This window comes from Pseudomonas bohemica (assembly GCF_002934685.1).
In the GTDB taxonomy this organism is placed as follows: Bacteria; Pseudomonadota; Gammaproteobacteria; order Pseudomonadales; family Pseudomonadaceae; genus Aquipseudomonas; species Aquipseudomonas bohemica.
Genome location: NZ_NKHL01000111.1, coordinates 115,772 through 128,606, shown reverse-complemented (window position 1 = coordinate 128,606; position 12,835 = coordinate 115,772). Strand labels below are relative to the sequence as shown.

Sequence of the window (12,835 nt, the reverse complement as noted above, 5' to 3'; positions counted from 1 at the left end):
AGTTCGCTGTCGTGGGCCACATTAGGAGTTATGGGCTGGAAGTATCAATCAAGCAAAAGGCTGGATCGTTACGGTTGGAGTAATGATTAGGGAAATTCCGAAATGGGTCTTCAGCACGTTGCGACTGAGCCGATTGCGAATACACGGAGCGTCTGAAACCGTGCGGCCGTCTGGGTTGCCTGCTGCTGCAACAGATCACGAGCACACTGCGCTCATAAATCCGTTGGGCCGAATCAAAAGCTCAAATTCCCGGTCCCACCACCTGCACCAACCCCGCATCCACCAACCACTGTTCAAGTGCCACAAGATCCGGGATCTTCGCTACGGTCTCGCCCACTTGCACCGCCGCCAGTTCCAGCTCGGCAAGCGGTACGTCGACGTAGCTCAGTTGGCTGTCGAGCTTGCAGGAGCGCGGAATGCCCTGAGTCAGCAGGGCGATGAACTTCAGATCCGGTCGTCCACCCAACGCATTGAGCACAACGATTCGGGCGCGGCCGCCGACGCGAGCCCGACTTCCACAGGCAGCTTCGAAGCTCAGCAGCGGCAGGCTGCGATGGCGCCAGTTGATCGGGCCCAGGTACCACTGCGGAGCGGCGGGGTCGGCGATGCTGTCCTGGTAGTCGATCAATTCAGCAACGGCGACGTTGGGCAGCAGCAGATGCCTATCGCTCAGGGGAATGAGCAGTCCGGTCAGGTTGGTCAGGCGCGTGGTTTGGGTGGTGGTGTCAGACATGCACGTGGCTCCAGTGGGCAATGCTCTCCAGCAGCGCCGCTTCCTGATATGGCTTGCTCATGTAGTCGTTGACCCCAAGCGCCATGGCGCGATCTCGGTGTTTTTGGCCCGAGCGCGAGGTGATCATGATGATCGGCAAGTGCTTTAGCGCTTCGTCTTCGCGCACCTTGCTGGCGACTTCGAAACCGTCCATGCGCGGCATTTCGATGTCCAGCAACATCACGTCCGGCGTGTGCTCCTGCAGCAGCGCCATGGCGTCGACACCATCCTTGGCAGTCAGCACGTTCATGCCATTGCGCTCCAGCAGACGCCCCGTCACCTTGCGCACCGTGACCGAGTCGTCCACCACCATCACCAGCAAAGGTCGCGCCTGTTCGGTTTCGACGTAGCGCGATGGCGCCTGACCGGAAACCTGCATCGCCAGCAGCTGCGCGTGCAGACGCCGAATGTGAGCGAACAGATCGAGAATCAGCACCACGCGACCATCGCCAAGGATCGTCGCGCCGGAAATCCCCTGCACCCCAGCGAACTGCGGCCCGAGGTTCTTCACCACGATTTCCCGTGAACCCGCCAGCGCATCCACCTGCACCGCCACCCATTGATCATGCACATGAACCAGCAGCACCGGTAGCGGTTGAGTCTGGCCTATCAACTTCGGTGGCTGGCCATTGTTCAGCAGCTCACCCAGGTAGCGCAGTTCGTAACTGTGCCCGCCATATTGATAGCGCGGCGGCGTGGCCTGATACCAGCCTTCCAGCTCGCTGGGCATGACGCGCACGATGCCTTCGACGCTGTTCAAAGGAACGGCATATTGCTCGTCACCGCACTGCACCATCAGTGCCCGGTTGACTGAGACGGAGAATGGCAGCCGAATTCGGAAACGCGCGCCCTGCCCCGATTTCGAATCGATGATCATCGAGCCGCCCAGCTCTTTGACTTCTGCGTGCACGACGTCCATGCCCACGCCACGCCCGGAAATCTGGGTGATGGTTTCGGAGGTAGAAAAACCGGCCTGCAGGATGAACTGCAGCGTGTCGTGCTCACTCAGCTCGGCGTCAGGGCCAATCAGGCCGCGCTTGATCGCCTTGCGCCGCACCGCTTCAAAATCCACTCCGGCGCCGTCGTCGCTCATTTCGATCACGATATCACCACCCTCGTGGGCCAGACTGAGGATGATATGTCCCGCTTCGGACTTACCTGCGGCCAGGCGTTTCTCTGTGCTTTCCAAGCCGTGGTCGATGGCGTTGCGCAGCATGTGCTCGAGCGGCGCGACCATTCGTTCCAGCACGTTGCGGTCCATTTCGCCCTCGGCGTTGACCACATCGAACTTGACCTTCTTGTGGAGCTCGCCCGATACCTGCCGCACGATCCGCCGCAGTCGCGGGATCATGCGCTCGAACGGCACCATCCGCGTGCGCATCAGATTTTCCTGCAGCTCGGTGTTGACCCGCGCCTGTTGCAGCAGCAGGGTCTCGGCTTCATGGCCGCGGGTGTCGAGGGTTTCCTTGAGGTCCATCAGGTCGGACGCGGACTCGAACAACGCCCGTGACAGCTGCTGAAGCTGGGAGTGACGGTCCATTTCCAGCGGGTCGAATTCCTCATAGCCCAGTCGTTCGGTCTGATGATCGCGACTGAGAATGCGTCCCTGGGTCTCGATATCCAGCCGCCGCAATTGATCGCGCATGCGCTCGATGGTGGTTTCCATCTCGGCGAGGGTGATCTGCGCGTCGCTGACCTGCTGCTCGATACGGCCACGGAAGATTGAAGTCTCACCCGCCAGGTTGACCAGCTCCTCCAACTGCTCGGCAGGCACCTTGACCATTTCCGGCCCGGCGCGCTCGGCGTCGGTATCCGGTGTTGCGGGAGCGGGATCGGCAGCAGGCGGCGCGGCAGGTGTAGATGTTTCCGCCGGCTTGACGACAGCTTCCTGAATGCCGCCCGATGAGGAGTAGTGCGTGATGCTGTCGATCAACAGCGTCGGATTGGGTAGCGGCTCGTAACCGCGGACGGCGTCGACCATGTCGGCAAGCATGTCGTGGCCGCTTTGCAGCAGGCCGTTGAGCAGCGCACTGTTTTTCAGCGCCCCGCAAGCCAGGCCCTCGTACAACGACTCCAGCTCATGGGCCAGATCGCCAATGAGGGCGATCTCCACCATGCGCGCGCCGCCCTTTAGGGTGTGCAGGTCGCGCAGCAGGTTTTCCACTTCCACGGTGTTCTGCGGATCGGCCTGCCAGCGCACCAGCGCAGCGCTCGAGCTTTCGATGAGGTCGTCGGCTTCTTCGAGAAAGATCTCCAGCAACTCGGGATCGCGCTCGTCCAGTGGTTGGATCATCGACCCGACATTACGCGGCTCGCTTCCGGAAGTGGGCACACTGCTGCTCGATTGGCGGAATTCGCGAATCGACTCGATCAGCGTCTCGGGCGGCGTCAGTTCGCTGCGGTTTTGCAGCTGTTCGAGCATCATTGCCAAATGATCGTGGCTGCGCATTAGCAGATCGGCGAGCGCGGGCGTGTAACTGCAGCGCCGGTCGATCAAGCCTTCATAAAGCGATTCAAGCTCATGCCCGAGATCGCCGACCGGGCCGATCTCGGCCATCCGCGCGCCGCCCTTGAGGGTGTGCAGATCCCGCTGCAACGACGACAGCGGCAGCGGGTTTTCCGGATCATCCAGCCAGCGCTGCAAGGCGTGGCCTGCGCTGTCGAGAATGTCGACCGCCTCTTCGAGGAAGATATCGACGATTTCCTGATCAATCTCATCGCGCGGCAGTTGCGCGGGTTGGTCAGGTTTAGTGTCAAGGCTTTCGGTGGCCTGGCTCAGCTCGGTGACACTAGTCGCCAGGCCCCCATCGCTTTTGATGATGCCCATCGCACCAGGATCCAGCGCTTCATCAAGCAACTCGCGCAACGCCCGCACACGCTCTGGACATGGCTCAACCTGCTGGCCGGCGGCGATTTGATCGAGCATATTGATCAGCGCTTCATGGGCGTTTTCGGCTTCATGGAAAAACCGCTCGCTGACCGCAAGGCTGCTCTCTTCAACCGCGCCATACAGATCGAGCAGGGCCTCGCACAACTCATCCATTTGCGGCAGATCGGCCATGTGCGCGCCGTGGCCAAGCATGGTCAGTTCGTCGAGCAGCGCGTTCAGTTCCTGGCGCTCGCCGGGATGCTGCCGCCAGCGTTTGAGCAGGTTTTCGGCGTCCAGCAGGATATCCATGCCCTCAGCGAGGAAGCTTGCGATCAATTGCGGATTGCGCCGTGTGCGCAGGCCATTGTTGTCGGCGCTCAAGGCGGCGGCCATGCGCTCATCGAGCAGTTCGTGAGCGGCGGAGATGAGTGGCGCGGCACCTTCGATCGGCATCAGCGGGTCGACGCCCAACTGCGCCAACCCTTGATGGAACAGCGGCTCGGCCGAACGCAGCAGGTCGATCTCGGGCTGACCCACGGCGATCAGGTTGGTCTTGAACTCACGCACCAATTGGTCCAGCGGACTGGCCAGCTCGGCCATCGGCAGCACGCCTGCCATGTAGGCGCTGCCCTTGAGGGTGTGCAGCGCGCGCAGCAAGTCGTCGCTGAAAGACGGCGATGGGTCTTGCCGAGCAGCGTCGAGATAGCGATTGAGAACGTCGAGATGGGTCTGGGCTTCCTGGCGGAATATCTCCAGCAACTGCGGGTCGAAGCCTTCGTCTTTAAATTCGATAGACGCCGGTAGCGCGGGCTCGTCGCTTTCCCCTTGAGCCAGCGCATGGGCGCGCGCGGCCAACTCATCCACATCATCACGCTGGCGTTGAACGTCTTCGGCAAAATCACGAATCACATCCGGCAACAGCGCCAGCACATCCTGTAGCACCTGCTTAACCTGCGCGTTCGGCTGGACGCTGTGTTCGAGCACGCGGTTGAGCAGGTTCTCCACTGACCACGCCAATTCGCCCAGCACCAGCGCCCGAACCATGCGCCCGCTACCTTTGAGGGTGTGGAAGGCGCGACGGATTTCACCCAGCGCGGTGAGATTGCCGGTATCGGCGAGCCAACGCGGCAGGTACTCGAGCAGCGCATCGAGCACCTCGTCGGTCTCTTCGAGAAACACATCGCGCAGCTCGTCATCGACCGCCTGCTCTCCCTTGGGTGGCGGCAACAGACTTGCAGGCACATGCCGTGCAGGCGGGTTGACGGCTGACAAAGGACTGGCCAGCACTTCGGCGATGCTCGGGTTGAGACTGTCGCTGGTCGGAGCCTGCTGCTCGCGCAACTGCCGAAGTTCTTCCTGGCTGATGACCTCATCAAGCACCGGCACGTCGATCGCATCGGCAACCGGCGAGTAACCGAGCTTGGCCAGGCTGTCTTGCGCCAGATCCAGCACATGCTCGCCCGGTGCCTCTGGATCTTCGGCCATGCGCTCCAGGTAATACTCGATACCGGTGATGACATCGGCCAGATGGTCCAGCTGCGACCAGGCCGGACGCTCCCCGCCCGTCAATAAATGTTCGACGATGTAGTCATTGCACGCCGCCAGCAGGCCGGAAGCGCGGGCCAGCGGGATCATCGCCAGCGCGCCGCGCACCTGTATCAACTGCTCGGACACCGGCACCAGACGTTGATGGTCGAGCTCGCCATCAATGTAATCGTCGATCACGTCCTTGGCCTGCTGAAGTACGGCGCGGGCTTCCTTGATCACCAACTGATGAATCTGACTCAGATCCGTGGTGGGCAAACGGCTCTCCTCGGGGCTGCTCTGATCGACCGTCCCGGCCATTCCCGCCAGCGTCGCTTCCACATACAGCAAGGCACCCGCGACATCCATCAGCGTCGGGTCGCTGGGTTCGCGCTGACCTTGGGCCATGCCCTGAACCACCGCCAACTGGTCGATGATGACCTTGCGCGGCTGCCCGAAACCCAGAACCGCGAGTGTATCGGCAATCTGTCGAAGAGGCGGCAGGAGAGCGTTGAGTTCGCTGACATGCTGGCGATCGCCACGCACGAAGACATCCAGTCGCTCCTTGGTGCGTACCAGTTCGTCGCACAGGGCGATGATGACCGAGCGCATGGCATCGCGATCGGGGCCTGCCATGCGCGCGCGCTCTTCATCCACCAGCGCGCTTTCCGGCAACGCTTCGGCCAGGCCATATTGATCCTTCAAATCCATCATCCTCTGGGCCTGACTGTCAGATTTGGCAATATAGAACAGCAGGCTTTTCAGCAACTCATCCGGCGCTGGCTGATTGATTCCGGTGATGCCTTGCTCCAACAGGCGCTTGAGCTCCTTGTCGGCGTCCTTGAACAGGCTGCGCAGCGCCGGGCTGTTGGTGAAGTTGCCGCTGGCCATGGTCTCGACCAACGCCGAGGCGATAAGCCAAAGCGGCTCCAGCGGCGCGTCCTTGCACAGCGCTTCAAGCCGCGCAAACACCTTGCTCATGTAACCGAGTTGCGTCTGCACATCCTGTTCGCGTAACAGGCCGACCAGCGCAGTTTGCAGGGTCTGGCGCAGCTTGCGCAGTTTTGCTGGCAATTCAGGGCTGTCACGCTCAGCGAGGGCTTGATCGTCGAGTTCGGGGATCGACAGCAGTTGTGGCGAAAACAGACTGGTTTCGGAGAGCAGGCTCTCGCCTCGGGCACTGCGCAGGTCGTTGAGCAACGGCAGCACCACCAGCGGCAGATCGCGGCGGGCCGAATGCACGCGGTCCAGATAGATTGGCAATTGGGTCATCGCCTGATCCAGCAACTGAATGGCTTCGGTTTCCTGAACCACATGCCCTTGTTGCAGGGCCAGCACCAGCTGTTCGATTTCCTCGGCGAACAGCGCCGCGCCATAGAACTCGATCATCAGTAGGCTGCCGTGCACCTGATGAATGAGTTCCAGGCAGACATCCATCGCGGCAGGATCGTGAGGGCGCGCAACGAAGACGTCCAGCGCCTGCCGGGCATGCTTGAGGGTTTCGGCTATTTCGCCCTTGACCCACTCCAGGGCCACGTAGTCGTGACGATCAGGCATGGTAACTCCAGTTGCCCAAGTCTTGAGACCTGACGATCAATGCTGATCCCGTGAAGGCGGCAGTGTAAAACCGGACACCGAACGGCGCATCTCGCTGGCCATTTTCGCCAGATTGCCCATGCTCTGCGCAGTGGCCGCCGTGCCCGAGGTGGTCTGCGTGGTGGTCTGCTGGATCACGGTCATGGTCGCGGAAATTTGCTGACCCAGTGCCGCCTGCTGCTGAGCGGCGTTGGTGATGCTCTCGACCAGCGCCGCCAACACCTTGGAAACACCTTCGATTTCTTCCAGAGCAACACCGGCATCCTGCGCCAATCGAGCACCCCGCACCACCTCGGTGGTGGTCTGTTCCATCGAGATTACCGCTTCGTTGGTGTCATTTTGAATGGCGCGGACCAGCGTTTCGATTTGCTTGGTCGCCGACGAAGAACGTTCGGCCAGACGCTGCACTTCGTCCGCCACGACCGCGAAGCCGCGGCCGGCATCCCCTGCCATCGACGCCTGAATCGCGGCATTGAGCGCAAGAATGTTGGTTTGATCGGCAATGTCGTCGATCAGACTGACGATGTCGCCGATTTCCTGGGAAGACTCACCGAGGCGCTTGATGCGTTTGGAGGTGTCCTGAATCTGCTCGCGAATGTTGTCCATGCCATTGATGGTGTTGTGCACCACCTCGTTACCTTTGTTGGCAATCGCCACGGAACGCTCGGCGACCGCCACCGACTCTGAAGCGTTGGCCGACACTTGCTCGACCGAACGGGACATGTCATTGACCGCATTGGACGCTGCGGCGATTTGCAACGCCTGATGCTCCGACGCCGCAGCCAGTTGGGTCGCGGTGGTTTGGGTATCCTTGACCGCGCCGAACACCTGCTCGGCGGTCAGGTTGATGGTCGCCACCAGTTCGCGCAGCTGATCGATGGAGTAGTTGATGGAGTCGGCGATGGCGCCAGTGAAGTCTTCGGTCACCGAAGCGGCTACGGTCAGGTCGCCATCGGCCAGGTCTTCGATCTCGTCGAGCAGGCGCATGATCGCAGTCTGGTTACGCTCGTTCTTCTCGGCGGTTTCGCGCAACTGGCGATTGGTTTCCCGAACCATCACCAGACCTATAAGAATGATCGAGGCCAGTGCCAGCAAGCCCAGAACGTACCCTATGTAGATATTCGCCGTTCGGCCGCCGGCCATGTGTTCGAAGCTGTTGGCCAGTAACGAGGCCTCGTCCAGCAGGGTCTGTGAGAGCGTGAAAATGTTGCCTGCCGATTCGCGCACATCCAGCAGTTCCGGCGAGGTTTCGAGAATTTCGTCAACCGATCCCGACACGAACTGGAACAACTCGGCAATTTCAGCCAGTCGCGCTCGCGCGTCGCGGTCCTCGACCTGGGCGATCCGCAGGGTCGCGTTACCCTCGAGCATGCCGTTGAGCACGCGACCGAACTGGCTGGCATCGCGACCGAAAGCATCGGCTGCCTGAACCGCTGTTTCATCGCCCGAAAGCACGGTATTCACCGCCCCGAGAATGCGCTCGGCCAACAGCGACTGACGCTGCGCGAGGGCCACTTGGCTGGCGGGCGCGCGGGTTTGCAGCAGGATGTCGACGACTTTTTCCGACTCGATCTGCAATTGCGGAATGGTCTCGGCCAGGGTCGCCGCCACCTGATGCAAGGACAATACGGTCTGTTCGCGAGCCAGGATGACATCAGTGCTTTTGCGCAGATTTTCCCAGTCGTTCTGCACCGCTTTGAGTTCATCGGCAACGGCAGCAGGCGCCGCAGGCAGGCCGGTGTTCTTGTCGCCCTTCTTCAAGTAACCCCAGCGCGTGTCGAAATCGTTGCGCGCATCGGCCAGCAGCTTGAAGGCTGCGGCTTTGCCGGCGGCGGCTTCGGTGGCGTTCTTGGCGATGCGTTGGGACAGCACGCGCAGCTCGCCCGCATGGCCGATGTACTGCTTGTCGTAGTTGGACTGGGTACTCAAGTACGCAAAATTGACGAACAGCAGCATGATGAAAATGATCAGGCCAACGAACAGCGCGATGATTTGCGAGCGGCTGCGCGCGCCTTCCAGTGACTTGCCGGTATTACTCATTTCTCAGGGCTCCGCCTGAATCATGGCTTTGGCGGACACATCCGCGTCTGCGAAGACGATAGACGTCTCCGTTGCTCTGCCAGACAGTATTAAAGTGCGACATCCATGAAACCCGGCGATTGCACGAGGGCTCTGGGACTGAAAACCCGCCACGCCTGCTCGCGCAGGAATCGGCCTTGAATGTACGGGGCAATATCGGGCTCGCTGTCATCGGCCGATTCCGGCATCAGGCTGCGCTCATTGAAATGCTGCATGCCCAGCACTTCGTCCACCAGCAAGCCGGCGAAGACGTCCTGATGATCGATCACCAGCACCCGGCGCTGCTTGCGCAGAGGCGAGAGTTCGTGACCGAAGAAGGCGTACAGATCCATGATCGGCAGCAGCCGGCCGCGCAAGTTGGCGATGCCTCTGACCCAGGGTTTGACGCCCGGCAGCGCGGCATAACGTGGCTCGTGAAGGATTTCGTCGACCTCGCCCATGGGCGCGACGTAAAAGCGCTCGCCCATGCGAAAGCCGATGCCGCTCCAGCCTTGTTGCCGGGTTTCCTGCAAAGGCAGCCCGGCCGCCAGTGAGCGGCACCGCTGATCGATGTCGAGCAGCAGTTGGAAGGCAGTTTGTGACTGAGCCATGAACGCTGGCCGGCCTTCAGCCCGCCAGAACCGCGTTCAGGGTTTTCATGAGGGTTTCTTCGTCCACCGGCTTGGTCAGGTAGTCCCGCGCACCCTGGCGTTTGCCCCAGACCTTGTCGGTTTCCTGATCCTTGGTGGTAATCATGATCACCGGGATCATGTTGGTTTCGGCATCCTTGGTCAGCTGACGGGTCGCCTGGAAGCCATTGAGGCCTGGCATGACGATGTCCATCAATACCGCATCGGGTTTTTCCTGACGCGCCAGAGCTACGCCATCAGCACCGTTTTCCGCCTTGAGGACCTCATGGCCGTGCTTTTCCAGCATCCCGGTCAGCTTGTACATTTCGGTCGGCGAATCATCGACGATCAGAATTCGAGCCATGGTACTTCCCCATAGAAACAGCGGCCCTTCGTTGAAGGAGCGGCATCAAGATAGTTGTTGTTCTACTGCAACGAATCCCGGCACGTGGGCCTTGATCGCGCTCAGCAGCTCTTCCTTGCTAAACGGCTTGGTCAAAAACTGATCGGACCCGACGATACGCCCCTTGGCCTTGTCGAACAGCCCGTCCCGGGAGGACAACATGATCACCGGCGTAGACTTGAATGCCCGGTTGTTTTTGATCAACGCACAGGTCTGATACCCGTCCAGCCTGGGCATCATGATGTCGACAAAAATGATTCTCGGATGATTATCAGCGATCTTGGCCAGGGCATCGAAGCCATCCACAGCGGTGATCACTTCACAGCCGACGTTCTTCAGCAGGGTCTCGGCGGTACGACGGATCGTGCGGGAGTCGTCGATGACCATGACTTTCAATGGGGCTGAATGCTGTTCCATATCTGCTCTACCATCGCCTCGGCGACTCAGATGGGTGTGCCTTCTGCCTGACTTGTGGTACTGCTCGCATCGCTGAACCCCCATCTAGAGGGGCCCGGGACACCCGGCTCGACGCCAGATGCCGAGCCTTTTTAGCACACTCCCGGCGCTCAATCCATAAAGCATATGCGCCGCGCTTGCCCCTTGACCGCAAGCCAGCGCAGCGCCACCCTGACGCCTGTTTTCAGGCCCGCCCGGGCCATTACCGGACAGAGGATATTACCCATGAGCGTTCGCGTTGGAATTGTCATGGACCCCATCGAGCGCATTTCCTACAAAAAGGACAGCTCGCTGGCCATGCTCCTGGCGGCGCAGGCGCGCGGCTGGTCGCTGTTCTATATGGAGCAGCAGGATTTGTATCAAGTTGCCGGTCAAGCCCGCGCTCGCATGAAACCGCTGAAAGTCTTCGCGAACCCTGAGCACTGGTTCGAATTCGAAGCTGAAACAGACAGCGGGCTGGACGATCTGGACGTGATCCTGATGCGCAAGGATCCACCGTTCGACATGGACTTCATCTACACCACCTACCTGCTGGAACAGGCAGAGCGCGCGGGCACGCTGATCGTGAACAAGCCGCAAAGCCTGCGGGACTGCAACGAGAAGCTGTTCGCCACGCTTTTCCCGCACTGCACGCCGCCGACATTGGTGAGCCGTCGCGCCGACATCCTCCGTGCTTTCGCGGCTGAGCACGGCGACGTGATTTACAAGCCATTGGACGGCATGGGTGGAACCTCGATCTTCCGCCACCGCGCTGAAGACCCGAACCTGTCGGTGATCCTCGAAACCCTGACTGTCAACGGTGCGCATCAGATCATGGCTCAGGCGTATCTGCCAGCAATCAAGGACGGCGACAAGCGCATTCTGATGGTCGATGGCGAGCCGGTGCCGTATTGCCTGGCGCGCATCCCGGCCGCTGGCGAGACCCGTGGCAATCTCGCCGCTGGCGGCCGTGGCGAAGCCCGTCCACTGACCGACCGTGACCGCTGGATCGCTGCCGAAGTCGGCCCGATCTTGCGTGAAAAGGGTCTGTTGTTCGTGGGCCTGGACGTAATTGGCGAGCATCTGACCGAGATCAACGTCACCAGCCCGACCTGCATCCGCGAGATCGACAATGCGTTCGGCACGGACATTGGCGGGATGTTGATGGATGTGATTGAGAAGAAGCTGCAGGCGCGGTAAACCGAGCGGCGCCATTGGTGAGCAAGCTCACGCTTACAGGATCTCCGCGTCCCTGTTGGCGTGAACTTGCTCACGAAGAGGTCAGCAGCAACACCCCCTGGCTGACGGATTGAATGCCGCCCACTAATCGGCCAACCCCGCATCGAACCCCAAGACCCTACTCACATTGCGTTATCATGCGCGGCCTGAATTGCGCATTAGGTTGGTTTTAACAATGCTGGTTGATGTGATTGCGGAGCGTCGATGAACGCTGCGGTCGACAGTGATCTCCCGATGGCCCTGACCCGCACCCACGTGCGCCCGGCCGATCGTCTGGGTTTTACGCTGATGATCGCTGCGCTCGTGCATCTGGCAGTGATCCTTGGCGTGGGCTTTACCTATGTCAAACCGGAAAAGATCAGCCAGACGCTGGAAATCACCCTTGCCCCGTTCAAAAGCGACACCAAACCCAAGGATGCGGATTTCCTCGCTCAGGAAAACCAGCAGGGCAGCGGCACCCTCGACAAGAAAGCGGTGCCCAAGACCACTGAAATCGCGCCGTACCAAGACACCCAGATCAACAAAGTGACGCCGCCTCCTGCCGCCAAACCGGTGGTCAAGCAGGACGCGCCGAAGACCGCCGTCGCCACCAAGGCCCAAGCGCAGCAGAAGACCGTCGCCAAGCGCGATGAAGTCAAACCGAACGAGCCGAAGAAAGCCGCGCCGACGTTCGACAGCGCTCAGCTGAACAGCGAAATCGCCAGCCTCGAAGCCGAACTGGCCGATGAACAGCAGGCCTATGCGAAACGACCGAAGATTCACCGCCTCAGCGCGGCTTCGACCATGCGCGACAAGGGTGCCTGGTACAAAGAGGACTGGCGCAAGAAGATCGAGCGCATCGGCAACCTCAACTACCCCGAAGAAGCCCGGCGCAAGCAGATCTACGGCAGCCTGCGGATGATGGTCTCGATCAACCGCGATGGCTCTTTATATGAAGTGCTGGTGCTGGAGTCGTCTGGCCAGCCGTTGCTGGACCAGGCCGCGCAGAAAATCGTGCGCCTGGCCGCGCCTTTTGCGCCGTTCAGCGGCGATCTTTCAGACATCGACCGGCTGGAAATCATCCGCACCTGGAAATTCGCCCGCGGGGACAAGCTTTCCAGTAACTGACGCCGCAGCGTGTGCAGGAGTGAGGCTCTAAGGCCGAACGCACTATTCCTGTGAGAGTGAGCTTGCTCACGAACACTGTCGTTCAGCCCCGCATGTCCTGTGAATGTACTGACCCATTGGTGAGCAAACTCACTCCCCACAGGCTCACCACCAGCCGGGAGCTTTGGTTGCAACTCAGCGCATCGGCAACATGAAACCTGACC

At 60.6% G+C, this 12,835-nt stretch carries 8 protein-coding genes; 2 read left to right on the top strand and 6 right to left on the bottom strand.

Features of this window, described 5'->3' with window-relative positions; genetic code table 11:
* Positions 1 to 241: 241 nt before the first annotated feature.
* The 6 genes from CE491_RS16880 to pilG all read right to left on the bottom strand — a co-directional run bounded on the left by CE491_RS16880 (position 242) and on the right by pilG (position 10,268).
* Positions 242 to 733 (bottom strand): chemotaxis protein CheW, encoded by a 492-nt coding sequence (locus CE491_RS16880; protein ID WP_110949465.1) that lies wholly within the window; start codon positions 731 to 733, stop codon positions 242 to 244.
* Positions 726 to 6,722, bottom strand: coding sequence for an Hpt domain-containing protein (locus tag CE491_RS16875; RefSeq protein ID WP_110949464.1), 5,997 nt, complete (start codon positions 6,720 to 6,722; stop codon positions 726 to 728). Before CE491_RS16875 ends, CE491_RS16880 begins: the two co-directional genes overlap by 8 nt.
* Before the next feature lie 36 nt (positions 6,723 to 6,758).
* The gene (locus CE491_RS16870) at positions 6,759 to 8,801 is read right to left on the bottom strand and encodes a methyl-accepting chemotaxis protein (RefSeq protein WP_110949463.1); all 2,043 of its coding nucleotides are present in this window, start codon (positions 8,799 to 8,801) and stop codon (positions 6,759 to 6,761) included.
* An 89-nt stretch (positions 8,802 to 8,890) separates the two neighbouring features.
* On the bottom strand, positions 8,891 to 9,430 hold the full coding sequence (locus CE491_RS16865) for a chemotaxis protein CheW (protein ID WP_110949462.1): 540 nt from the start codon (positions 9,428 to 9,430) through the stop codon (positions 8,891 to 8,893).
* Between the two features lie 16 nt (positions 9,431 to 9,446).
* Positions 9,447 to 9,812 carry a twitching motility response regulator PilH gene (pilH, locus tag CE491_RS16860; protein ID WP_110949461.1) on the bottom strand — a complete coding sequence of 122 codons (366 nt, stop codon included), beginning with the start codon at positions 9,810 to 9,812 and terminating at the stop codon, positions 9,447 to 9,449.
* A 45-nt stretch (positions 9,813 to 9,857) separates the two neighbouring features.
* Complete coding sequence (gene pilG, locus CE491_RS16855; RefSeq protein WP_110949460.1) at positions 9,858 to 10,268, bottom strand: twitching motility response regulator PilG; 411 nt, start codon at positions 10,266 to 10,268, stop codon at positions 9,858 to 9,860.
* A gap of 264 nt (positions 10,269 to 10,532) precedes the next feature.
* Here pilG and gshB point away from each other — a divergent pair, with 264 nt between their 5' ends.
* Together gshB and CE491_RS16845 are read left to right on the top strand one after the other, a co-directional pair.
* The gene (gshB, locus tag CE491_RS16850) at positions 10,533 to 11,486 is read left to right on the top strand and encodes a glutathione synthase (RefSeq protein WP_110949459.1); all 954 of its coding nucleotides are present in this window, start codon (positions 10,533 to 10,535) and stop codon (positions 11,484 to 11,486) included.
* 243 nt (positions 11,487 to 11,729) lie between these two features.
* Entirely contained in the window at positions 11,730 to 12,632 is a 903-nt protein-coding gene (locus CE491_RS16845) for an energy transducer TonB (RefSeq protein WP_110949458.1), read from the top strand.
* The last annotated feature ends 203 nt before the right edge of the window (positions 12,633 to 12,835 follow it).